This window comes from Mucilaginibacter gossypii, from assembly GCF_900100945.1.
Lineage (GTDB): Bacteria > Bacteroidota > Bacteroidia > Sphingobacteriales > Sphingobacteriaceae > Mucilaginibacter > Mucilaginibacter gossypii.
The window spans coordinates 108615-132762 of the sequence record NZ_FNCG01000012.1; the positions used below are offsets into that span (position 1 = coordinate 108615).

25 protein-coding genes are annotated in these 24148 nt (G+C 41.8%); 9 read left to right on the forward strand and 16 right to left on the reverse strand.

The features are described from left to right. Window positions 1-293: 293 nt before the first annotated feature. The 9 genes from BLS28_RS20290 to BLS28_RS20330 all read right to left on the reverse strand — a co-directional run bounded on the left by BLS28_RS20290 (window position 294) and on the right by BLS28_RS20330 (window position 7218). A complete protein-coding gene (locus BLS28_RS20290; protein ID WP_091171778.1) occupies window positions 294-968 on the reverse strand; it encodes an SDR family NAD(P)-dependent oxidoreductase in 675 nt (224 codons plus the stop codon). Between the two features lie 59 nt (window positions 969-1027). Continuing rightward, on the reverse strand, window positions 1028-2005 hold the full coding sequence (gene egtD, locus BLS28_RS20295) for an L-histidine N(alpha)-methyltransferase (RefSeq protein ID WP_091171780.1): 978 nt from the start codon (window positions 2003-2005) through the stop codon (window positions 1028-1030). Between the two features lie 2 nt (window positions 2006-2007). After that, window positions 2008-2691: a hypothetical protein gene (locus tag BLS28_RS20300; RefSeq protein WP_218134482.1), complete on the reverse strand. Its 684-nt coding sequence runs from the start codon at window positions 2689-2691 to the stop codon at window positions 2008-2010. Between the two features lie 14 nt (window positions 2692-2705). Continuing rightward, a complete protein-coding gene (locus BLS28_RS20305) occupies window positions 2706-3674 on the reverse strand; it encodes a zinc-binding alcohol dehydrogenase family protein (protein WP_091171784.1) in 969 nt (322 codons plus the stop codon). 22 nt (window positions 3675-3696) lie between these two features. Beyond that, window positions 3697-4083 (reverse strand): nuclear transport factor 2 family protein, encoded by a 387-nt coding sequence (locus tag BLS28_RS20310; protein WP_091171785.1) that lies wholly within the window; start codon window positions 4081-4083, stop codon window positions 3697-3699. Between the two features lie 49 nt (window positions 4084-4132). After that, window positions 4133-4990, reverse strand: coding sequence for an alpha/beta fold hydrolase (locus tag BLS28_RS20315; protein WP_218134483.1), 858 nt, complete (start codon window positions 4988-4990; stop codon window positions 4133-4135). Window positions 4991-5052: 62 nt separating this feature from the next. Then, entirely contained in the window at window positions 5053-5646 is a 594-nt protein-coding gene (locus BLS28_RS20320; RefSeq protein ID WP_091171789.1) for a PPC domain-containing DNA-binding protein, read from the reverse strand. Between the two features lie 92 nt (window positions 5647-5738). Continuing rightward, entirely contained in the window at window positions 5739-6338 is a 600-nt protein-coding gene (locus BLS28_RS20325) for a Crp/Fnr family transcriptional regulator (RefSeq protein WP_256337493.1), read from the reverse strand. A gap of 16 nt (window positions 6339-6354) precedes the next feature. Next, a complete protein-coding gene (locus BLS28_RS20330; protein ID WP_091171792.1) occupies window positions 6355-7218 on the reverse strand; it encodes an AraC family transcriptional regulator in 864 nt (287 codons plus the stop codon). A 201-nt stretch (window positions 7219-7419) separates the two neighbouring features. On the opposite strand from BLS28_RS20330, the gene hxlB reads away from it, so the two are divergent. The 3 genes from hxlB (at window position 7420) to BLS28_RS20350 (ending at window position 9961) form a co-directional block, all read left to right on the forward strand. Beyond that, complete coding sequence (gene hxlB, locus BLS28_RS20340; protein WP_091171796.1) at window positions 7420-8010, forward strand: 6-phospho-3-hexuloisomerase; 591 nt, start codon at window positions 7420-7422, stop codon at window positions 8008-8010. A 44-nt stretch (window positions 8011-8054) separates the two neighbouring features. Further along, the gene (hxlA, locus tag BLS28_RS20345) at window positions 8055-8687 is read left to right on the forward strand and encodes a 3-hexulose-6-phosphate synthase (RefSeq protein ID WP_091171798.1); all 633 of its coding nucleotides are present in this window, start codon (window positions 8055-8057) and stop codon (window positions 8685-8687) included. Window positions 8688-8860: 173 nt separating this feature from the next. After that, window positions 8861-9961, forward strand: a complete 1101-nt coding sequence (locus BLS28_RS20350) for a hypothetical protein (protein ID WP_143020829.1) — start codon at window positions 8861-8863, stop codon at window positions 9959-9961. 856 nt (window positions 9962-10817) lie between these two features. On the opposite strand, the gene BLS28_RS30980 is transcribed toward BLS28_RS20350, so the two are convergent. Then, complete coding sequence (locus tag BLS28_RS30980; protein ID WP_176844527.1) at window positions 10818-11093, reverse strand: hypothetical protein; 276 nt, start codon at window positions 11091-11093, stop codon at window positions 10818-10820. 884 nt (window positions 11094-11977) lie between these two features. Between BLS28_RS30980 and BLS28_RS20365 the strand changes: the two genes are divergently transcribed. Beyond that, window positions 11978-12643, forward strand: coding sequence for a reverse transcriptase domain-containing protein (locus BLS28_RS20365; protein ID WP_256337494.1), 666 nt, complete (start codon window positions 11978-11980; stop codon window positions 12641-12643). A gap of 64 nt (window positions 12644-12707) precedes the next feature. Here BLS28_RS20365 and istB read toward each other — a convergent pair whose 3' ends face one another. Continuing rightward, window positions 12708-13454, reverse strand: a complete 747-nt coding sequence (gene istB / locus BLS28_RS20370) for an IS21-like element helper ATPase IstB (protein WP_091171809.1) — start codon at window positions 13452-13454, stop codon at window positions 12708-12710. Window positions 13455-13474: 20 nt separating this feature from the next. Then, window positions 13475-15004, reverse strand: a complete 1530-nt coding sequence (istA, locus tag BLS28_RS20375) for an IS21 family transposase (protein ID WP_256337495.1) — start codon at window positions 15002-15004, stop codon at window positions 13475-13477. Window positions 15005-15541: 537 nt separating this feature from the next. Between istA and BLS28_RS20385 the strand changes: the two genes are divergently transcribed. Further along, the gene (locus tag BLS28_RS20385; RefSeq protein WP_091171815.1) at window positions 15542-16300 is read left to right on the forward strand and encodes a metallophosphoesterase; all 759 of its coding nucleotides are present in this window, start codon (window positions 15542-15544) and stop codon (window positions 16298-16300) included. A 62-nt stretch (window positions 16301-16362) separates the two neighbouring features. On the opposite strand, the gene BLS28_RS20390 is transcribed toward BLS28_RS20385, so the two are convergent. The 3 genes from BLS28_RS20390 to BLS28_RS20395 all read right to left on the reverse strand — a co-directional run bounded on the left by BLS28_RS20390 (window position 16363) and on the right by BLS28_RS20395 (window position 19088). Next, window positions 16363-17931, reverse strand: coding sequence for an RNA/DNA-binding domain-containing protein (locus BLS28_RS20390; protein ID WP_091171817.1), 1569 nt, complete (start codon window positions 17929-17931; stop codon window positions 16363-16365). Window positions 17932-18459: 528 nt separating this feature from the next. Then, window positions 18460-18588 (reverse strand): hypothetical protein, encoded by a 129-nt coding sequence (locus tag BLS28_RS31400; RefSeq protein WP_256337496.1) that lies wholly within the window; start codon window positions 18586-18588, stop codon window positions 18460-18462. A 38-nt stretch (window positions 18589-18626) separates the two neighbouring features. Continuing rightward, complete coding sequence (locus BLS28_RS20395) at window positions 18627-19088, reverse strand: hypothetical protein (protein ID WP_091171819.1); 462 nt, start codon at window positions 19086-19088, stop codon at window positions 18627-18629. 861 nt (window positions 19089-19949) lie between these two features. On the opposite strand from BLS28_RS20395, the gene BLS28_RS20400 reads away from it, so the two are divergent. The 3 genes from BLS28_RS20400 to fdhF are packed head-to-tail and all read left to right on the forward strand — an operon-like array spanning window position 19950 to window position 23366. After that, window positions 19950-20387, forward strand: coding sequence for a universal stress protein (locus BLS28_RS20400; protein WP_091171820.1), 438 nt, complete (start codon window positions 19950-19952; stop codon window positions 20385-20387). Continuing rightward, entirely contained in the window at window positions 20380-20637 is a 258-nt protein-coding gene (locus tag BLS28_RS20405) for a DUF2061 domain-containing protein (protein WP_091171822.1), read from the forward strand. The genes BLS28_RS20400 and BLS28_RS20405 overlap by 8 nt, the downstream gene beginning before the upstream one ends. A gap of 56 nt (window positions 20638-20693) precedes the next feature. Then, window positions 20694-23366 carry a formate dehydrogenase subunit alpha gene (gene fdhF / locus BLS28_RS20410; protein ID WP_091171824.1) on the forward strand — a complete coding sequence of 891 codons (2673 nt, stop codon included), beginning with the start codon at window positions 20694-20696 and terminating at the stop codon, window positions 23364-23366. Between the two features lie 42 nt (window positions 23367-23408). On the opposite strand, the gene BLS28_RS20415 is transcribed toward fdhF, so the two are convergent. Continuing rightward, on the reverse strand, window positions 23409-23627 hold the full coding sequence (locus BLS28_RS20415; RefSeq protein WP_091171826.1) for a hypothetical protein: 219 nt from the start codon (window positions 23625-23627) through the stop codon (window positions 23409-23411). 303 nt (window positions 23628-23930) lie between these two features. Here BLS28_RS20415 and BLS28_RS20420 point away from each other — a divergent pair, with 303 nt between their 5' ends. Further along, on the forward strand, window positions 23931-24137 hold the full coding sequence (locus BLS28_RS20420) for a hypothetical protein (RefSeq protein ID WP_091171828.1): 207 nt from the start codon (window positions 23931-23933) through the stop codon (window positions 24135-24137). Window positions 24138-24148 lie beyond the last annotated feature (11 nt).

Genomic DNA, 24148 nt, shown 5'->3' on the forward strand with positions numbered 1-24148 from the left:
TTATAACGACGACGAAAATGTTATCACATCAATATTTTCTTCTTGAAAAATGAACTTGACCAAAGAAAGCAATTCCTCATCAATAAAAAGAATTTTTTTTCTTTGCATAAATATTAATAGCGTAAAAATTTAGAATAAGGTTTTCTTTAATGAAATAGCTGGATTAAACCATTTTTTAAGAGATTACTACTTGATATGCAAAATGGCGGTCATTCCAAATGCCCGCCATTTTGCGATAATATGTTAAACGTTTAGCTCGATCTTGAAAAGGTTGCGTTATTAAACCAGTGCAGTTAATAATCTTCGAGCGTATCCAGTTCAATATTCCAGAATTTACCAGTTTCAGTATTTTCTGTAATCGCTTTAAAAATCCCGTTTACTGATCTCTCGACTGTAACAGGTGCAGTATCACCACCCATCCTGGTTTGTACCCAGCCCGGATGAAGTGGAGTTACCCTGATTTTTCTTTCAGCAAGCCTTTGGCTTAGCATAACTGCGTACATATTCAAAGCCGCCTTTGACATGCGGTATGCCGGCGCATTCGGCGCAGCATTGCGTAGCAAAGCCATTGCAGTAGATAAAAATACGATCTGACCGCCGTCATTTAAGCTGTTTAACAAAGCTTCCGTAAACAAAACTGTACCTGTAGTATTGGTGGCAAAGGTGGCATTCAAAAGATCCGCAGTCGGAACTTCGTCACCAAGATCAAGCCCGACGCCTGCATTGTTAACCAGTACATCCAGCTTAATGCCCGCTTCTTCTAATTGTTGAGCAACTTTTTCAATGCTTTCTGCATTACTGATATCTCCCTGATAAACTTTGAGATTAGGGTGGCTGTATTCACCAACTTTTCCTGTACGTGTAACCGCTATTACTTCAGCACCTTCGGCCAATAATTTTTTTGTAAGATCGAAACCGATCCCATTGCTTGCACCGGTAACCAGCACTTTTTTAATTGAATTAGTCATTTTATTTATTTTATATAGTTTATTTCAACTCCAAATGGGTTGAAATCGTTGTATGATTTTTATACTACTTCCCAGCAAACATCCGCAAACCAGCCTTTTGAATCTATCCAGTACCCACCAGCCCGAAAACCGCAGCGTTGAGCTATAACAGCAATTTCTTCAATACTGTATTTCTGCGATACTTCCATGTAAATCGTTTCATTTATGGCGAAAGCAACAATTTGCCCCTTAATGCTAATATGCTGTTCTTGCAGACTCACGAGATAACTTTTACTGGCCCCGGTTTCCGGATCATATGTCTGGTAGTGTTCAAAACGTTCCAAATCAAAATCGCTGTCAAGTTCGCGATTGATCCTGGCCAGTAAATTAAGATTGAATTTTGACGTTATTTTCCCCTGGTCATCATAAGCGTTCAAAATGATGCGGGGATGTTTCTTCAGGTCAAACCCGATCAGTAGCAAGTCGCCTGGAGATAAGTTACTGCGAAGCGTGTGACAAAAGTCAATAGCTTGGTCCTTATCCATATTTCCAATGTTTGCACCTAAAAAAAAGATGACTTTCCGGTTTGCACTTTCCTGAGTTGCAACCTTAAGCATTTCAAAATATTCTCCGGCCAATGGTTGTACAACTAATTGGGGTAAAGATTTGTTAAACCTTGCCTTTAATTCCTGCAATATATTATCTGATATATCGATGGGCAGATACTTAAAATCTACATTTGATCGTACCAGAAAATCCAGCAAGTATTCCGATTTTGTCGCGTCGCCCGCACCAAGTTCTATCAGGTCAAAGGATTGACCCGGCCGGCAGATCCTCTCTGCTAATGCTGATGACTGTTTGCTGAAAACTTCCAATTCACAATTCGTCAGGTAATATTCCGGGCAGGCCATGATCTGCTGGAAAAGAATATCGCCTGTTTCATCATAAAAATATTTGGATTGCAGCCTTTTGGGCATTTGCATCAGGCCATCTAAAACATCTTGTTCAAACAGGCTTGACACACCTATTTCAGGTAAATCAGATAAGTTCGTCTTCATATTTATTTGTCTGCTGGTAATACTCTTAAGTCACGAAAAAATCCTTCCGTACCCACGTCTACCCATAATCCGATCCCACCTGGTTGATCACTTCTCAGCTTTAGATCATTGACTACAAATGCCGGAAATTTGCTGTCATTAATATAAAGTCGGGCTTTATTTCCAACTACACTTATTTTTAACTTTATCCATTCATTTAAACCCATATCTGCATAGGTTTCGTATTGTTCAGGACTTTCTTTTCTTAATCTCGAGTATGGAAAGTCAGGATAGGAGAAGTATTGTACCGTATGATTTCTGCGGATCTGATCATCAGCACGGCCGTTAGTAGGCCTGATATATATTGCTTCGAAGCGGGAATTGTCATCTTTGATGTGGAATGCCAAACCAATAAATCCCCGATTGTCTTTTTGAGCCGTGGGCAGTAACCGACTCAACACCTTGACTTCTATTACACCATTCTTGAAATTAACACTGTCCAATTTCACAAAAGTTGGTTGATCGACCGTTTTTACAGAAGAGTCTTTAGTAACCCTCATAACTTTCCTCCCGTCGATGATCTGAAATGACATGGATACCTGCACAGGTTTGTGACTTTTCGCGTCGAGGCGAATGTTTTGCGCCTGCATTGTTGAAGAAAGTGACAAATAGCCATATATGATCAGTAAAAAAATATAATTCTTCATTTAGTTTTCAGAGCTTAAATAAGAACTACGATTTTACCTCCTGCGGCATTACTATCCATCATCTGATGTGCCAACGCTATTTCATTCAGTTTAAATATACGCCCTATAGGGAGTTTAACTTTCCCTGCTTCCACATCACTTATGAAATTTTGAAAATTATGTGCGTCAACCCTAATCTGCCCGCTGTCATAAACGGTCAGGCTAACTGTTGCCGGGATATAATCCATAGGTGCGAATTCTTTAAATGACCATTGCTCTGCCAGCATACCCGCCATACAAACGATGCCACCCGGAGCTGCGCAGCTGAGGGAGTCTCTAAGTGTAGATGTGCCAACCAATTCTAAAACTTTATTTACGCCAGCAGGAAAAATATCATTAATCTGGGCCGTTAAATTACCGTCTTCAATCAAAACATGATCCGCCCGGTTTTTTAGCAGCATTTCTTTTTTGTCCGGGTTTCTCGTTGTCGCTATCACCGTTAGGCCACTGTTTTTTGCAAGTTGGGTGGCCAGCATACCTATGGAAGATGTACCGCCGCGGATCAAAATGGTTTCTCCCGGCTGGACTTTCAGAGAAAGATGCAATGACCCGTATACCGTTTGAAACATTTCAGGCATGGCACCCAACTGTTCCCAGGGAAGCTCACTTTCAAATGATCTGAGTACGGACTTGGGCAATAAAGCATATTCCGCATAACTGCCGTTGAAAAGCCTACCCATACCACCCATAAAGGCGGATACTTTTTGTCCCGGTTTAAATTCCGCTGAAGGATCATCTGCCACTTCGCCAACACATTCAATACCCAGCACCCGCGGAAAAACAACGTCAGGTGAATAGCCTTTCCGGGTCATTAGTTCTGACCTGTTAAGGCCGAAAGCCTTGACTTTAACCAATACCCAACCTTCTTTCGGCCTTGGTACATTGATATCCTCCAAAACGAAATTTTCCGGGCCACCCGGGTGGTAAATTAATGCTGCTTTCATGATTTTGGCTGGTTATAGAATATTAATCCCGTAATTTATTGAACAGGTACCTATAGATCTTCCAAGCTGTACCATCTTTCCTTAACACGAAAAAGTCCCTGCTGTTCTTGCTTATCTCTTTGCCGCCACTGCTGGTGGTTATAGACCTGGCGGTGGCATCAATAAATGCAAATTCATTTCCTACGGTCACATTTTGTATATTGTAGTTAATCTTAAAATTTCTACCCTTCAGAAACTTGCCGCCTGCCGCATCCAGATCCTTTTTCGTCAATGTCTTAAAACCATCCGGCATAAATAAGCCATCAAAAGCGTAGAAAGAAGAAATCGATGGGCTATCTGCCTCGTTTAATACTTCGGCATAGCAATGAAGCAATTGCACTGCGGCTTGTTGTTCGTTTGTTGTGTTCATATGTCCTTAAAATTTAAATGTTATACCAATTTATAATTTAACACACCTATTATTGCTGCAGGAAAGGAACTATATCAGCCCATACTGATGGAAAATTCACTTGAAAGGCAGGATGAGGGGCGTTCGGTATGATGGCCAGTTGTACTTGCGGAAACATATAATATGCTGCAATCACCGTTTTTAGCGTTGCATTCTGATCGAGTTCACCTGCCATCAGCAACACCGGGCAATGGACTTTGGCAAATACTTCTTTACTGATATTGACATTATTATAATATTTATTGATCGATACCAGCCATTCGTCGAATTTCTCCGGATGAGGATTTAAGGCCAGCTGCTGTTTCCAGTACAGGCTATCCAGTCCAAAAGCATCTTTACGGGTGATGTTAAATGGTCGTGCTCCTTTCAGCCATTCTCCTGCGCCGATAGTGATCAACTTCTTCACCTTATCCGGGAAGAGGCCAGCAAGATAATAGCCGGTATAACCACCATCACTGAATCCTAAAACAATAGCGCTGTCTTTTGTAACGGCGCTCACAATGGCATTCACATCATTGGCCTTCTGCTCATAGGTGGGTTCAGTGGTTCCCATTTCCGATTTTCCATGACCACGCGTCGAAATGGCAATCACCTGGTAGTTTTTAGAAAGACTATCTATGAACCTTCCCATTTCATAGGTAGAGCCAAAAACTCCGCCGTGCAAAATCACAAAGGGCTTGCCCTTACCGTAAAGTTCGTAATAGACACGGGCATTACCTGTGTTCAGATAGTGGCCCGCTTTAAGATTATTTCCATAAGGAATTGCACCGGCAGGTGTCGGAGCGGATTGCATAAAACTTCTCAGGTGTTTCAGATCCTGAGCATTTGTTACCAGCGAACATATCAGCGAAATAATGACAACCATCATCCCTGATCTTTTAATGAATAATTTCATTTTATAATTTATTTAAGATATCCCATTTAGCATTACTATTTTTCGAGATCTGGATCTACGACCAATGCATTAAACTCCGGACTGATTTTTTTATAAACTGCGGTAGGTTCAACAGTGATGTAGAATTCAAATGTTGGCCCTACATTTAATTCCAGCAAATGGCCTCCGTGACAAATGCCGTCACTTGTTGCTACACTGGCGTGGGAATGGGCGAAAGGTTTACCATTATATAGTGAGATGTCGCCCACTAAACCAGTCACTTCTGAAGGTTCACTGACATTTGCCAGTTTAAACATTTTGCGATCTTTATCAAACCAGCCAAATTTGGCCGAGGTGGCATCGCCAAATGCGGTATAGTGCGCATTCTTTACCTGATATTTTTGAGCGAACTCTTCTATACCCGAAGTTACTTCATCACCTGTCGCCAGCACCAATAGATAAGTCCTGGTTTCCCCGTTCATACTTAAAAGCTTTACTTTTGCACCAGGAGCTCTGCCGGGTTTTGCCGGGTTGGTTAATGATACATATTCCTGCGCACTTGCTGCAAAAGCTGCGCCTAAAACAAAGACTACCGTTAAGGCTCCGTTTCTGATCTTTTTGGAAATTGTTATGATTTCTGATCCTTTCATCGTTCTCGTTGTTTAACGATGCAAAGGTGAGCAGGATAGCGTTCACCGGCCAATAAACTTAGTTAAGAAATAATCTTAAACAAGTTTAAGAATCAGGCCGGGCGAACAATCTTCTTCCGCACTTTGCTCAGGAATTCCGGTGTAATACCCAGGTAAGATGCTATTTGAATATTAGGTAAACGGTAGGCCAGATTGGGATACCGGGTCATAAAATTTGAATACCTGTTTTCTGCGGTGACACTAATGTTCTGCATTACCCGGTTCTGGAGATCAATATATTTCTTTTCTACGATAATTCGAAAATTGCGGTCGAACTTATGATAATGCGTATATAGATATAATAAGTCTTCATGTTTGATCTGCAATATCACGGATGGTTCCAGCGCCTCGACGTAAGTATTACTTGCCGTTTCCGAATAAAAACTGCACAGATCGGTGATCCAGTCATTCTCGATAGCAAATTGTAAGTTATATTCCTTACCAGTTTCATCGATCACGTATTGCCTGAAACAACCGGACACCACAAAGGTAAAATATTTAGCTACATCGCCTTGCTGCAAGATAAAACCTCGTCGTTTGACACTACGTTCGGTAAACCTGGCCGCCACCTCTTTACGTTCTGCCATATTAAGCGGAAAGTATTGTTCGAAGAATTTTATTAATGCCGCAACGGGTAAGTTTTGGGTATTCACGTTCAGTAGTTTACGGTTAAATTAGTGTATTAGCTTTTAATTTCAAATGTTTTCGAGCTTGTTTCTGAAATTCATCAGGCGTTTGCGCTGTTTGTTTCTTAAAAAACCTGCTGAAATAGGGACGGTCAGAAAATCCAAGTTCAAAAGATATTTCTTTGATCGTATGCGCGCTGTGTATGATCAGCCTTTTGGCTTCCAGTATGATACGGTCATGAATGATCTGTGTTCCGGTTTTGTTCAATTTTTCTTTAAGGATCTGGTTTAACCGCTTGGAGCTGATATCCAGTTTGCCGGCATAAAAGTCAATATTTCTGACCTGCAGATAATTCCCTTCCAGCAACATCAGAAACTCATAAACCCTTTTCTGGTGAATATCGTGTGTAGTGAACTCCTCTTCTCTAACTTTGATCAGTTTCAACAAAAACACTTTCAGCAAAGTTTTCAGTATCATCAGGTCCCCCGATGATTTTTGATATTCACCGATTAATAAATTGTAAATGCCGCCAAGGTCATCTGCTGCAGCTTTATCCAATCTTAGGCAGGAAAATTCACCCTGCACATTAAATATTTTGAAAATATCAAGTAAAAACTCCTTGTCTTCTTCCTCCAGTATCTCTCTTTTAAAAGATATCAATTCTCCGTTTTTTCCCGCCTTGTTTAGCTGATGTACACGGTAAGGCGGGATCAGGTAGATCCAGTCTCCTTTGACCTCAAAATCATTGGCTTTTAAGGCGTGCAATGGGTCTTCATTTTTCAACCATACGATCTCGAAAAAGTCTTTTCTCCCGGGATCATTCAAATAACTCGGCGGGCAGTTATTTAAATTCCTGATGTAGATCATCTCACTTTCCAGGCGACTTTCCTTTATATCACTTGTCATAATGTAAAGATATGTACTACGACATTAAGATGGTGGACAATCAGATAATTTGGGTGGACTATTCAGAAATAGAGACACCATTGACGAATCTTAATGACTTTCAGCTGATCTTATTTCCAGATAGTCCACCCAATCTGGCTATTTGTATAACCAATTCCGTTAGTACAGACGATACTTTTGCCGAAGAATTAAACGACTAAAATGGAATCAACAAACCAATCTAATAGAAACAACGGTGCTGCAATCAAAGCACATTTGGTAAAGATCATTCAGGAGAACTCGCTGCTGGCAGAGGCAATCGATTACCATTATTTCGGAGAACTGATCAGGAATATCAACAAGGCATCTGCCATCTTCCTGATCGCTTCGGGCCGCTCCGGCTTTGCCATGCGTTCGGTCGCTATGCGCCTGATGCATCTGGGGTTACGGGTTTATTTTGTCGGCGAAACTACCACCCCAGCTATTCAAAAAGGAGATCTCTTGTGGGCCGCCTCTGGATCAGGTACAACGAGCACTATCGTTAAAGCCGCCCAAAAAGCTAAACAAGTGGGTGCGCGTGTAATAGCAATGACCACTAACGTATCCTCTTCGCTGGCCGGGTTGGCAGATGTTCACATGCTGATACCGGCAGCAGAAAAGAAAGATCATAACGGCGCTAAATCAATACAATACGCGGGAAGCCTTTTTGAACAGGCTGTGCTGTTACTAGGAGATGCAATATTTACGGAATTATGGAAGTTATACGGAACACCTGCCGAAGAGCTTTGGAAGCGTCACGCGAACATGGAATAACTAATAATTAATCATATCATTTTTTTAAACTAATTAATAACACAATGGCAAAATTACAAGTAGCAATAGACTTATTGACAACAGAGGAAGCATTAGCGCTTGCAGCAAAAGTTGCACCGTATGTAGACATTATTGAACTAGGTACTCCCCTGATCAAAAACATGGGTTCAACCGTGATCACTGCAATGAAGCAGGCACATCCTGATAAATTAGTTTTTGCTGATCTAAAAACAGCTGATGCAGGTGAGTTGGAAGCTGACATCGCTTTCACAGCAGGCGCCGACCTGATTACCGTTATGGGCGCTGCCGGAAATGCGACCATTATTGGCGCTGTTAAAGCGGCTAAAGCTCATGGTAAAGGTGTAGTAGTAGATACCATCGGTTATCCTGACCGCGTAAAACGTGCCCAGGAAGTAACTGAATTAGGTGTTGAATTTGTTGAACTGCACGCCGGATTAGACGAGCAGTGGACAGCAGGTTATTCAATACAGTTACTCATCGACGAAGCAGCGAGAGCCGGTGTACCCGTTTCGATAGCAGGTGGTGTGAACCTGAAAAACATCGCGGCTGTTATTAAAGCCGGCGCTCAGGTAGCGGTTGCTGGTGCAGCCATCTATGGTGCAGAGGATCCTGCTGCTGCAGCAAAAGCATTACGCGAAGCGATTGAAGCTGCGTAATATTTTAGCTTTCCATCAATTAGCAGGAACATTGGTTATCATTAAAACGTGTGCCCCGTTCTTCGGGGGACATGTTTATAAAAGTTAGCGTTTGTCGATAACTTAAACTATGTTAAGTGTATTTCTTAACCTTGTTCATTGTTGTGATTGAAGCAATCATTTTAGATTTAAAAATGAAAATAAAATTACACCACTTCATCGCAGCCATCCTGGTATTTACCTATTCGGTATCTTCAGCGCAGAAAATCGCTACCCTTCCAGCCGATGGATACCTATTTATTAACCCCGAAAAAGGCAGCGACCATAATGCCGGATCAAAAGACAATCCGCTAAAAACGCTCTTTGAAGCAGCCAGAAGAATTAATGATGCAAATGGCAAAGGCGCGCTTAACGTAATTTTGGCCGAAGGTATCTACGGACTGGATGCTACGGTTACCTTTCATCCGTATAACTGGCATTTTAGCAAATCCGAAAGGCTTACTATCCGCGCGGAGTCTTTACCAGACGATGCAGACTGGAACCCAGGTAAAATGCCCGTGATCATTTCAACCATGCCGCTGAATTTTAAGCCGATGGGCGAGCCTGATCCGGGAACTTCGTATGGTATACAAATCGAAATGAGCTATGTGACCATCCAGGGATTGCGGGTTTTAGGAACACCCGTGCATGAAACCCCAAAAATAGGCGATGTTAAAAGAAATTATCCCATCGTAAGAGAAGGGCTTGACCTTGACGACCTCAGGATCACCCAATGCTTATTTGTAGGTGACCGTGTTGCTATTCCTAATCACCTTGCCATATTAGCAAGTGGGCAGGGTGTAGTTGTGGATCATTGTGTATTTTATAAAGTAAAGGATGCTGTAGTTTTTTTCTTGTCTAATAAACCTGCTGAAAGATGTGAAATGCATCATAACCTAATCATTGATAATTATGGCGGTGCTGTATGGTCATGGTCTGCAGCAGAGGATTTTAAATACTACAATAACGTAGTAAGCGGTACCAATATATTCTGGATCCTTAATAAGGATGGAAAAAATGCATTTAAGGTAAATAACTCTATGATCATCGGTTATAATGAACTGGTAAAAAAAGGTGGTGGTGCAAAGGATTTCGGGGAAAAAGCCGACCCGTCTAAAGTTAAATTCGGGAATGATGTCATTATTAAAAAGACTGGAAAGATAGAAATAGATCAAGATCAGACGAGTCGTAATTATTTACAAATTAAGCCAGGCACGTTAGGTTCAAATATTGGGGCAGGACTATTTACTAAATAAAAAAGCACCCTAGATACCAATCAGCTACAGTAGATGGAGAAGTTCAATTGATTAGGTCGCATCAGCAACCAAGCTAAAGACTAAATTAAAATGGCTTCTAAAAACTACTGTAGCTAATATAGAATTTTCGCTTTTAATAAATCACAGAAATAAGATGGCGAAATATTAAGGTAGGAGGCAATTTTTCACCGTGTATTAATAGGGGCTTTCAAATATGCTGATGTACACACGAAGTCATTTCTTTGCCGGCATGCCCGTTGTTAGTAAAGATGATAAGTTTTGATGCAGCCTCTTTTATTAATCTCAGTACCGAAAGAGTCAAAATAAACTTTGGGTAAAAAAAGTTATCTCGCATATTTCTGCAAAGGTGTGGATCCTAATATCGCAAATAAAAACGCCTCATAGTTTTAAACCTTTTTTGTACCAAAAGTGATTGCAGCGGCTCCCGCTTATAAATTTCTTTTTGGCCAGCGTCGATGATATGGATCGCAAAAGGTTGCCCAATCTTCTTTGTAAGATGGTATAAAGTCAGGAGTTCTGCCAGGTCTTCATGCCAGCTGGCTGTTCCATAAAGAGATACGAATGATGTGTGATCAAGCGCCTGGTAAACAAGCGGCGCGTCTTTAATCGCTATGATCTTTCCTCTTTTAAACCGTGTACTATTTAGAAGAGTTCCCTGTACTTGCTTTCAAATGTAGCTCGCTCCTCCCAAACTCCGGATGTAAAAGGATTGTTGCTAACGGCTTTTTTTAGCTCCCCCGGAGAAAGACCGCCAGGCGTGATTCCCAAGGCTCCATCTACCACATGCGTAGACTCATGTAGCAATACGTACACCAGGGCATTCATAGATCCGCCGTCAAACGGCGATGTTAAATTTCCCGCCTGTCGTATCAAAACAGCTCGTCTCTTTCTCCGTCAACCATTCTGATATACTCGGTTTGAGAATGGCTGCCCTTATGGCAATGTGATATTTCCTACTAGAATCGCGGGAATTGAGCGTTACCGTCAGTGCTGTATTGGGCATATCATCGAGAACGCTGATACTTTTGAGGTGAATTTTCAATGTGCGCTGATGAAGCGGCGGAAGCAGCACGAAAGCTTTCTGGACAATGACCTTCTCTTGATCGGTCAATATATGGGCTTTTGGCGACTTGTATACCCTAATCAACCATTTTCTAACTTATATTTTCGCCCTGCATATTTCACCGTTCATTATTTCTATATTAGATAAAGCGGCACATTTTGTTATTTTTTTTAATTTTGAGCATACTCTACATACTAACTTATGAATACTACCGACACACCAAAGAATGTCCATCAAGGCCGCAACGTTAAACGTTTTCGAGAAATGCGAGGTGCGCCCGTAAAGGCGCTTTGATAAATATACTTTAGCAAGTATTGGGCATGTGTTCCAAAGCCCATCATCAACCGACCTATCCTTGAGGGAAACCAATAACGGAGAAGAAGCATGTCGGTAAACGTATAAGTCAGGTAGCTATTAAACTTGCGACTGAATGCGGAGATGAAACAATAGATATAAGGATAAAACCCAAACTGGTTCAACGATAGTCCAAGTGGGGGGCCTCGCATCAGTGGCGTAAGATAGCTGAATCGTCATTCTGTTACACCGACATGACACCCTCGCAGCCATGACGGCAGGAACAAGTTACAGCACAGCTGCAATCAGCAGAAAAGGACGGAAATCGTATCCGGCAATCTATTACGCTATGTTATCAAAGTGCTAAACGGGGATTGCCTAAATCGGAGCGCCACTGGCGTGGCTATTAAGCTTCTGGCTCATGAATATCCGACATGGCAACGGAGTTTCCATAGTAGTCCGGGCAAGGGAAAGCCTTGTACATGGCGAAGGGGAACAGCGGTATCGCCTAACATTACTAATGGAAAATGTGAGAGACATTGAGACATCCGGCAATAATATTAGGCAGTCTATGGAAACACTGTCGATCCTCGGAGTATAAGTTTGAAAGGCTTTATCGGGTACTGTTCAATCAGGAAATGTACTATGCTGCCTATCAACGTATCAATGCCAAAGTAGGGAACATGACGCCAGGTACTGACGGTACCACCATTGATAGCATGAGTTTAACCCGTATCGACAAACTCATAGGCGCACTCAAAGACGAAACTTATCAACCTCAACCGGCCAAGCGGGTCTACATCCCCAAGAAAAATGGTAAAAAAAGGCCATTGGGTATCCCATCTGTAGATGACAAACTGGTACAAGAGGTCATCCGAATGCTACTGGAAGCCATATTTGAGGGTCAGTTTGAAAACGGTTCTCATGGTTTCCGGCCAAGCAGAAGCTGCCATACTGCATTAATGCAGGTCCAGAACCGGTTCACCGGCGCTAAGTGGTTCATTGAGGGCGACATCAAAGGGTTCTTTGATAATATCCAACACAACGTTTTGATCGAAGTCCTTAGAAAAAGGATCAGTGATGAGCGTTTCCTGCGCCTCATCCGAAAGTTTCTAAACGCAGGATATATTGAAGACTGGACATTTCATAAAACGTTTAGCGGGACACCCCAAGGCGGGCTAATCAGTCCCATACTCGCGAACATATATCTTGACCAGTTGGACAAGTATATTGAACAATATATTGTATGTTATGGAGATGTTGACCACCCTGTTCCGGGCCAAATTGACCACCGGGTTAGCTGACTTTTGAGTTGCAGCAAATGCTATAAAAGCATGTACAAAAGTAGTTATTTAAAAGGTAATTCCATTAGTGGCTGTTTTCCGGTTCAACACTACGTTTTCTTCTCATAGATTCTCCCTTCAGTTCGATACGGTGTGCATCATGAACGATCCTGTCCAGGATCGCATCAGCAATCGTTTTTTCACCAATTACTTCAAACCATTTACTGACCGGCAATTGTGAGGTGATGATCAGCGATGTCTTTCCATGCCGGTCCTCAATGATCTCCATCAGGGCAGCTCTGCTTTGTGCATCAAAAGGCTGTATACCGAAGTCATCCAGTATCAGTAGTTGCTGCCGTTCGAGTTTGGCGATCTCCTTGATATAAGAGCCATCTGCCTTTGCCATCTTCAGTTTAGCGAACAGTTTGGGCGTACTGGTATATAATACCCGGTAACCCAATATGCAGGCCTGGTGGCCTATAGCAGAAGCCACGTAGCTTTTACCGATACCTGTGCTGCCAGTGATCAGCAGGTTCTCGAAGCGGTCAATAAACGTACAGTCCGCCAGGCGCATGATCTGGTTGCGGTCGATGCTTCGGTCGGCATGATAATGAACGTCTTCTATAGCCGCTTTATAGCGGAACTTGGCATAAAGGATCGTGCGTTCGATACGCCTGTTTTGCCGGTCATCCCATTCGGCTTCTACCAGGTGGGCCAACAGTTCGTCCGCTGTATAATCATTCGTTTTACCGGTTTCCATGCTGCTTTTAAAGGCATGGAACATGCCGAAGAACTTCATCTTCCGCAGTTTGTCTAAGGTGCTTGTATTCATGTTATTGTTGTTTTAAATGGTTATTTGTAATAGTCTTCTCCCCGGATATTACCGTGATCTGGCATTGGCAACTCATTGGCAAATAAGCTTTCCTCATAGTTATCCATCTTGTTTTCGAGTATGGTTTGTATCGTTTTATAGTTATAGACGCCATAACTCAATGCCCGCTGACAGGCCACTGTTAATCGTTCATTCCCTGCTTTTTTAGCAAAGCCAAGTACCCCCAGGCAGGACTTGTAAGCCTGTTCCGGGTGTTGTTTACGCTCCAGTATTTGGAGGATATACAGCCTTACATCCTCGTGAATGGAGGCTGCCCAATCCAGGAACATATCTGGTGTCCAGTCACTTTTAAAGCGGTGGGTGCTGGCCATGTGCTCTTTGTCTGTGGTATAGCCATAAGGGTTTTTATTGCGCTTGTGCAAGGCGATACGCTCATAATTGGAGTAGATCTCTACGGTAGTGCGGGAGTATAACAGTTTGACCCGCTTGCCGATATAGCGATAAGGGACGCTGTAATAATGCTTGTCCGGGCCGAGGTTAACGTGGCCATTCTTAATTACCCTGGCCTGGAACTGCTTTTTGAACTGGTAGCGCAGGACAGGCAGTGGTGCCAGGGTTTGGCGCTCTATCTCTTCAAACTGTAGCCTGCGGCTATAGTTGCGGCCCTTGAGCATCTGTGTGTTGTGAACCTCCAGGGCCTGCCAGATCGCTGTATTGAGTTCTGTTAAAGAGTGGTAAACATGCTTGTTTAAAGGTGCATAGATCTTGGTATAAATGATCTTAACGGCACCTTCTACCAACGCCTTGTCACGCGGGCGGTACGCCCGCGCTGGTAGAATAGTTGTGCCATAATGGTCTGCAAAGTCTTCAAATGTTTCATTCAGTGTAGGTTCATAGCGGCTGCTTTTGGTTACTGCAGCCTTCAGGTTATCCGGTACAATGGCGGCAGGAACGCCGCCGATAAAGTGCAGGGTATTCTCGCAGGCCGCTATAAAGTCTTCCTTTTGCTGGCTCATAACGGCCTCTACATACGTTAACTGGCTGGCACCCGGAATAGCTACAAAAACCTCTACAGCCATGATCTCACCGGTTTCCTTGTCCGTATAGCTCATCTTTTCACCGGCAAAATCAACATATAGTTTATCACCGACCTTGTGGTCCATGTGCATGGTCGGGTTTACCCTGGCCTTCCATTGGTTATAATAAAAGCAAAACTGGCTGTATTGGTAGCCGTCAGGAAACTCTTTAAAGTAAGCTTCCCATAGCATCTGCCGGTTAACGCCAGTTCGTTTGAGTTCTTTATCGACGTGGGGAAAGCAGCGCGGCATGGACTGCATACGTGCGTTAGGCGGGTGTTCTTTGCTCTTGCCGAACAAATCTTCCAGCTCTTTGTCGTTCAGTGCGTTAACCTCTTCAAAGGTAAAGCCGCTGTCATTAAAAGCTGCGATGTACTTTTTTACTGTGTTTCTTGATGCATCGGCCTGGGCAGCTATGGTCATTAGGGGCCGCTGCTGGCTGTACATCCTTAGTATCTTTCTGATCTTACTCATGCTGATTGTTAAGTTGGCCATGCTTTACGAAGGTGTCTTTGCCCTCAAAAGATGGTTACTTCTACAGCATTTGCTACGCGTTTGGGGTGGTCAATTTCCCCCGGAATGCACTGGTCAGTTTCGCCCGGAATGGGTGGTCAGCTTGCGCCGGAATGGAGTGGTCACATTCATCAGAATCTCCACAACAAAAATCAAGGGGTTAATTGAGGCAAATTATTGAAAAAATTGCTTCGGTGTCAGGTCACGAAACAATACAGAAGACAAAGTTCCGGGATGATCACAGCCGATCTTTTCTGTAAGGCCCAAAAACAAACTTTACTAAGTTTATCATCTTGCGAGCAGCAAATTATATTGCAAATATAATATATTCAGTCAATAGAAACGCTGAATAATTGCTGTAATGGTAATTTTATGTTAATTTATTTTAATATCGCTCCAATTTAAAAGCAATATAAATAAGTGAATTTAAAAAGTTAAATCAGATAATTGTCCTGAATAATGACTTTAAAGCGCCCTTTTTTCTAATTTTGAAACGCCATGATTTTACAGTACTGCTCCGATCTTCATTTAGAATTTTCCCAAAATGAAGCCTATGTAAAAGCTAACCCCATTAAGCCCATAGGCGACATTTTGATATTGGCTGGCGATGTTACTTTGTTTACCAGGATAGATAGACATAGGGACTTTTTTGATTATATCAGTGATCACTTTGAAGCAACTTATTGGATACCAGGAAATCACGAGTACTATCAAAGTGATATTTCAAATAGATCGGGTTCATTTGAAGAAAAGATCAGAAATAATGTGTCACTGATAAATAACGTGGTTAAAAAAATTGGCGCGCATCAGTTACTATTTTCCACATTGTGGTCGTCCATCAGTCTTTTAAATGGCTGGCGGATAGAACGTGGCCTGAATGATTTTTATCAAATTAGTTATGATGGAAAGCGCTTTCAAATTCCCGACTATAATTATTTTCACGCAAATAGCCTTACGTTTCTACGCTCAGCTTTAGAAGAAGATACACCAGGTAAAAAAGTAGTGATCACACATCACGTTCCAACTTTTAAAAACTACCCTCCGGAATATAAAGGAGACTACCTGAACGAGGCATTTGCAACGATATTAGATGATTTGATTTTAGATACCACACCGGATTATTGGATTTACGGACATCACCATCAAAATATTCCTGAGTTTAAAATAGGTCATACAAAATTGCTGACAAATCAGCTTGGCTACGTTCAGCGCAACGAGCATTTACTCTATCATACCGATAAATGCATTGAACTTTAGCATATGATGGCACTATTGTAAATCCTTTCAACTGACGGCAAATAAATTTTATTACAAGAATTTCAGGTAGTGGGAGCGGTATTGCTGGTTTGATACTTTTGATATTTACTGGAAAGTTTATCAGGTTCGGTAAGAGTGATATAGCCAGCTTGTATTAGTGGTAAAATATGCAGGCGGTAATTTTTAGGCTGATTCGAAATGCCAAGGTGATTGAATATATCTACCCGGCTTTGGGGGATTTGACAAAAGTTTAATATTTCCTTTTGTTTCGGGGATAGCAAAATAACATCTCTATTACCATCCCTATTACCATCTCTATTACCTTCCTTATTACTTGCCACTTCCTTTTGGGCATCATCTATAAGAACAACATCGTTTTTAAAAGCAGGATGACAAAATATTTCTACTTCGAAAAAGGTACGTTCATCATCTGTGCGAAAAGATGGTTCAGGAGAGCCATTACGTTCCAAAACACGTTTAATAGTGGGAATGCCTGTGGCACGGCCTTCCGTTAAATCGAGTTCCTTTAAAAAATCTCCTAACCGGCGGTTGCGGTAACGGCGCGGCCTTATCCTGCCGCTGATAAAATCTTCCTGACGGATAGAGCGATCAGGGCCACCATAATTAAGCAGCACGATGGATTCCGGTGAAACCCGGATTTCAACCTGCTCCCTCAGTTGATAATCACGATGAAATAATGCATTCGCCACAGCTTCTTCCAGTGCAGCGTAAGGGTAATTCCAAATACGGATTGCTTCGGCCTTGTCAGCTTGCTTAATGACTTTTTCCTTTAAAAAGTTTGTTTTTAATAAGTCCAGTGTCTTTCTGATTAAAGTAGGTACGGGGCCTGTAATACGCGGGTATTCGAGAAATTCCGATTCTCCTTCACCCATTGGAAAATACACGACATCCACCCAGGTGGCCGGGAAGAATTTTTCCGGGTGTTCATTAAACATCATCAATGCCACATTCCGGGGAAAGCGGTGTTCGGGCGGGCCATCAACCAGGAGCATCTGTTCTAATACTTCCGTTTTGGCATGCTGATCGGAAGCTTCCATCAATTTACTGCCTATCAGGCGCAAATGATCCTGAATGAGTACCATTGAAATATCATCTATGCTGGCATATTGATTAGAGCGGTCATCAAAGGGAATTTGGTTGGCCAGACTAATCAGTTCTTGCTGAGTTTCCATATCTGCAACAGCAGAACTGGCATACCTACGTACATAATAAGAGTATCTTTTTTGTTTGGCCGTAATTTGTTCAGGCACTTCATAAGGGCGGTTAGAACCACCGGGCACCCAAATAACTAAAATTTGCTGGCCATCCACAGTTTCAATAAAGAGTTTAGGATGGTAAACGGGGTTAATCAGGTTATTATACCCGATCATCTCTTTTTGAATAGAGGCAATCTTGGAGGCACTTAAACCTACAACGGGCCGCTTGGCAATCCCGCTTTCTTCTTCCACGCCAATCAGAATATAGCCACCACCCACATTTTCAAAATCATTCGCAAAAGCACAAATTGAACGGTATATGGCATCAGGATTCCATCCCTCTTTAAATTCGAGCCGTTCCGATTCAACAGAACGGGCGTTTAATAAATCTTCAATATTGACGTGTAATGGCATGTTGTAAAAATAAGGAGGAATGTCATAGTATCGAATTAAAATTTAATTCTCCATTTTAAAGCCCCCGCGATAAATTTTCTATCGCAGTGTTACTTATTTGTTACTTTTTGAATGTAACTAATTGTAATACAGTTATAAATTCAATTCCTGCCATTTGGCAAATGTAAGCGCAATTACGGGTTTCTGAATATTTATATTGACAAGGAATATTTTGTTCCGGGCACCCGGGTCACTGAGTCAGACAAAGATAATCTTAAGATCATGCACTTTGCAGTAAAAGAGAGAACGAATTAAATTTTTCAGGCCACGGTTATAAGCAGCCTGTCAAAGTAAATTATAACCTGTTAGACTACTTTGATCAATATTTGGTCAAGAATTTAATTATAAATTGAAGTGCTTTATTATTAACCTTAAGCGATATTTTCCCAAAGAGATGGCTTTAGTTCATGACATAGATGAAGATTTGTTAGACAAACTATATGATAAGGACAAGTGGGTATTTCTTGACCTCAGGCTTTATCCGGTTTCCTATTGAATTACTTGTTGTTTTACCATGTCTTTAAGGATCAGTTGCCCGTATTCATGGCCAAGGGCCTCTGAATCAGATGGATTAAAAGACTGTGTTTGTACAGAGTAGATCAATTGTTGGGTGTCCATTTCATAGAGGTTACTTTCCCAAAAGTACCGGGTATTTGTCACATAGTAACCGGGCTCATAAATGCGGCGGGATATTGCTGTATGGTACCCCAGAAATGATTGTAATAATAGCTATAGGGTGAATAGTAATAAATATGGCCCGGGACATAGCTTTTTTCTTTCTCCTTATCGAGCATTACGATAGTGATAACAGCGTCAATTCCGTCATTTTTAATTTTGCTCATTGCCGTTTGCTCGTCCATTTTGTCGAAGGCTTTGGGGCCATATTCCTGCATTGATGCTACAGCATTATAACCCCGGGCCTTTAAATCGCCCGCCATATGGTTTTCCATGTTCTCTTGAAGAGTCCGGTCTGCGGCCCGGACAAGTCCTAATACCAGTATCTTATTATATTTATGGGGGGCAGCATTTTTGGCTTTCCATGAGCTTGTAATTTTGGATGTGGCGCATCCGGCCACGATCAGTAACAGGGCTATGCCCGTCAATTTTATTCTTTTCATAACTTACAGCTTTAAATAAACCACTGTAAATTATAAGTATTTATTGTGATGCAAAATGATTGCGGTTATACTATGAAATGATAAAAATTACATTACAAACCTCGATGTGAATTTGGTATGGCAGTCATTTTTGCTGAGCAAGCGCAAAAATATGAAGCGGTTAATCACCGGTGCTTTTTACGATTCAAGTTGAGTTTTTAAATTTTTGGCCCGCGGAGGTCTTCCCCTCGCGCACGTAAGGTATAAGATGCATTAGGTATGCCGTACATTTAAAGATAGTAAAATAAGGCCGGGCAGTTGATTTGGTGGGGAGCATTTTAAAAATACTCTTACACCCGAACTTAGCATGAAATTGACTTCCCGGTTATGACGATTTTTTTGCCAGGACTATGCGTACGGCCGATAGCTTATTGGCAATCGCAGCAAAACCGGGTGCCAATGTGGTGCTGGTAAATGCTTGTTTCATAGCCCTAAACCATTTCCCGGGCAACAACGATAGCGATTTTACGGTGAGTAACAAATGTTGAAAACGAAATGCTTTTATGGCCACGAGCTTTAAATAAAAAAAAGGGTAGCCTGAAATTCTTTGTTTTACGAAATTGAGAAAACAAGTAAGGAATTATAATTGCTTTAGGAAGGCGTCTGTTATACAGCGCCTCATTATGCTCTAAAAATGAAATTTGGTGGTTAATCAAAATCCATCGCGTATTATTCAATATTTAAAAGAATGATTATTATCATTCTTTTGTAATTAACTTCAGAATATCTTTATAAAAGGGCTAACACAACTTAATTGATATAATTTATAGCTCTTTCATTTCGGGCCTATTGTAAGCACCAATTTAAATAAGGCATAACCATATGAGCGATTTTAAAAAAATATTAATAGCAACAGATGATGGCCCGACATCTGAAATTGTTGCACTAAAAGGATTTCAATTAGGAAAGAAACTCAATGCGGAAATCGCATTAGTAAGCGTTGTTGACACAACAGTTTTAGTAAGCGAAACCGGGGCAACAAGTCAGGAATTGGCAGAAATTATTAAAAGTAACCATGTTGATAATCAACAAATATTAATTGAAAAAGTATTTGGTGATTTTAAAATTTGGTCATTTGTGGAACAAGGAAATCCTTATGAGGCTATTCTGAGAGTTGCAAAAGAATGGGAAGCTGATTTAGTAGTACTCGGAACACATGGCAGAACCGGGTTATCCAGTTTATTGGTAGGTAGTGTATCGGAAAAAGTGATCAGGCATTCAACAATACCCATATTTATTGTACCGACAAAACATGATTGAAAAACTATTTCCCGGTACTCATCACGCAGAAGAAACTGTCCGCAGGTCTATTGTAAAAGCTATCAGTTATAGGGCCGCCATTTTAATTCTTGATTTCGCAGCCATCTATCTGTTTACCGGACAAATAAAAGTTGCGGTTGGTTTTATGATAGTCAGTAACGTTTACACCACTATCGGTTATTTTTTTTATGAAAGAATTTGGGATAAAATTAGATGGGGTAAAATTATTTATAAAACAACAGATCAATAATGGGGGTATAGTGCCTGTAGTTTTACCACCTATTTACCCGTATACAATGCTTTGATATGTATAGTGTCATCATTAATAATAAAGAGCATCACGGCGAAGCAGGTCAGACTATTCTGAACCTGCTTCATCGCATTGGCGTTGATGTGCCGGCTCTTTGCTATGATGAGCGCCTGCATCCTTTTTCTGTTTGTCGTTCATGCTTGGTGAAGGTAAAAGGCCAGGACCAATTGCAACCGGCCTGCCGCACCCTCCTTACTGATAAAATGGTAGTGGAAACACATACTTCTGAAATTGAGGATTATAGGAAAGGCATATTGCAAATGTTGGCAAGGGATTATCCTTTTTCTGAGGTAACAAGATTCCCGCAAAAGGAATTTCATCAATGGCTAAAACATTACGGCATAACAGAAGAAACTAAAAATACAACCACCCCGGTTATTGATAGTTCACATCCCTATATGCAAGTGGATATGGGACGTTGCATTAACTGTTCGAGATGCGTAAAGATATGTGATGAGCTACAGGGACAATTTGTATGGCATATCATAAACCGTGGCGATAAGACTAAAATTATTTCCGATTCTAAGAGTTTGTTCGCCGAAAGCTCATGCGTAAGTTGCGGCGCATGTGCTGATGCATGCCCTACTGGGGCCATTGAAGACAAGCAGGCGATCAAATTGGGTACGCCCGACGATATAACAAGATCAGTTTGTGCTTATTGCGGGGTGGGATGCGAAATAGAAATTGGAGTAAAAGAGCAGAAAATTGTAGGGGTACATCCTGCCAAAAATGCCCTGGTTAATAAGGGACATCTTTGTGTTAAAGGTCGTTATGCATGGGAATACATGTATGCCGGCGACCGGATCACACAACCTATGATACGATGCGCCGGTAAATGGAAGAAAGCATCATGGGATGAAGCCATTAAGTATTGCGCGGAAAGATTAACATCGATCTCCAAAAAGCACGGAGCTGACAGCATAAGCATCATCGGCTCGGCAAGAGCTACTAATGAAGACAATTACTGTATACAAAAATTTGCGCGGGCTGTTATCGGGACAAATAATGTGGATAATTGCGCCAGGGTTTGTCACCAGCCTACAGCCAAAGCCATGAGCATGGTTTTGGGCACGGGCGCGTCCACAAATTCTTTTGATGACATTGAAAGGGCAAAAACAATACTGGTTGCAGGAGCTGATACCACCGAGAGCCATCCGGTAGTAGGTGCAAGAATTAAGCAAGCTGCAATTAAAGGCGCTAATCTCATCGTGATAGATCCACGGAGAACAGAACTGGCAGAATATGCCACCTTTCACCTTCAGTTAAAGCCGGGAACCAATATCCCTTTATTTCATGCAATGGCCCACGTTATCGTATCCGAAAAGTTGCATAACGAAGAATTTATTATAAACAGAACCGAAGGATGGGATGAGTTTAAAAAATTTATAGCAGAATGGACACCGGAAAGAGCAGCGAAAATCTGCGGTGTTCATCCACGCCTGATAAGAGAATCGGCCCGCCTGTTTGCGCAAAAATCCCCGTCCATGTGTTTTCACGGTCTTGGGTTAACGGAACATACGCAAGGGACGGAGAATGTTATGGCGCTCATAACAATTGCACTGCTTACCGGGAATATAGGTAAAGAAGGTGCTGGCATAAACCCTTTACGCGGGCAAAATAATGTGCAGGGATCGGCTGTTATGGGCTGCGACCCTGCGGTATATACCGGGATGGCCTCCGTAAAAACAGAACGAAAAAGATTTGAGGAGCTATGGAAGACAGATCTTCCAGCCACCCGGGGATTAACTCTCCCTGAAATGCTTGATGCCGCTGTAGCGGGAGATTTAAAGGCAATGTGGATCATAGGGTATGATGTTTTTTTTACTATGCCCAACTCAAAGCATACCAAAGAAGCTTTTGATATGCTTGATTTTATTATTGTTCAGGATATGTTTATGAACGAAACGGCGAAAAAGTTTGCCGATGTTTTTTTACCCTGCGCTTCTTCTTTTGAAAAAGAGGGAACCTTCATGAATACGGAAAGAAGGATTCAAAAAGTAAGAGCTGCAGTATCCCGGCCACAAGAAGTGAAAGCAGATTGGGAGGTTGTTTGCATTATGGCGGCTGCGATGAAAAAAAAGGAACTATTTAACTTCTCATCTGCACAGGACATATGGAATGAAATAAGAGATACCTGGAGTGCAGCCTATGGTATAACTTATGAGCGGTTGGATAATAATGGTATCCAATGGCCCTGTCCAACTACAGATCACCCCGGAACAACCATTCTTCATACCGAAACTTTTCCACGAGAAGGCGGCAGGGCAAAATTATCAATAATTGAATTTTGCCCTACTCCTGAACAGGTAACACCCGCATATCCGTTTATCCTGATAACCGGCAGGACGCTTTATCATTTTAACGCAGGTAACATGACCTACAGAACAGCCAACAAAGATATTTGCCGTGCAGATTTGCTTCACTTAAACCCAAAAGATGCAAATATCATCGGCTTGCAAGATGGAGATACTGCAAGAGTGGTCAGCAAATATGGCGAAGCCTCTCTGACGGTATGTATTGATAACTCGTTAAATAAAGGTGAGGCATTCAGTACATTTAATGATGCCCGGGTTTTTATCAATAAAATAACCAGTTCGCTGCGTGACAAATATGTGCAAACACCCGAATACAAAATCACAGCGGTTAGAATCGAAAAATGGTCGGCGTGAAGCACGTATGCAGGAGAAAGGGGCGAATATATACTACCTTTTCTAATAAAATGATCTTTCTGCCTCATTCATGTTGCGTTCAAAAGATTCTACCTGCCCGATCGTAAAGCTGTAATGCGGACTGTTATTGATCCCCTTGCCCAAGGCGGGCGTAAAAACTTTTTTGAATGCTGTATCTTTTGCAAAGGTGCTTTTGAAGTATAAGTTAACCTTCTCCTTGTTAACGGCCTCCAGTCTTTCCACCGCTTTGCGGTTTAACATGGTCATTTAAAGGTCTTCCGTACTCTTGTCCATCAAGGGCGAAAGGATCACATATAGCAAGATAATGCCGTAACCACAACCCAATTGAATGCAGGTTTGATTTAACAGTTTTTGGGGGTGCCGGCTGATCGGGTTTTTATAATTCAAAGATGGTCTGCATTCCGTCCGCAGAAAATGCGGTGGCGTCTTTAAAATATGATCTTAAACGAGTTCCGGGATCGATGACAAGCATCATTTGAGATTCTGATATTGATCATTTATAAACTGTGTGCTATTCAGGTACTTTGTTAATAAAATTCACCGATGAAAAATAAAAGAAACGATAGCAGGCCTGTACCGCCGGAAGCTCCCTCGGTGCCGCCACAACCGGAAGTAAAACCTTCTGCTGAACCCGTAGCGCCCGTCTCCCCGGCCGAAGCTCCTGCTACAAAGCGCCAAGAACTGCCTCAGGAACCATCGCCCTATGATTTTCCCCCTCCTGGAGAAGGCCTTTTTCCGGAACTATTTTGAAAAAGTTTGAA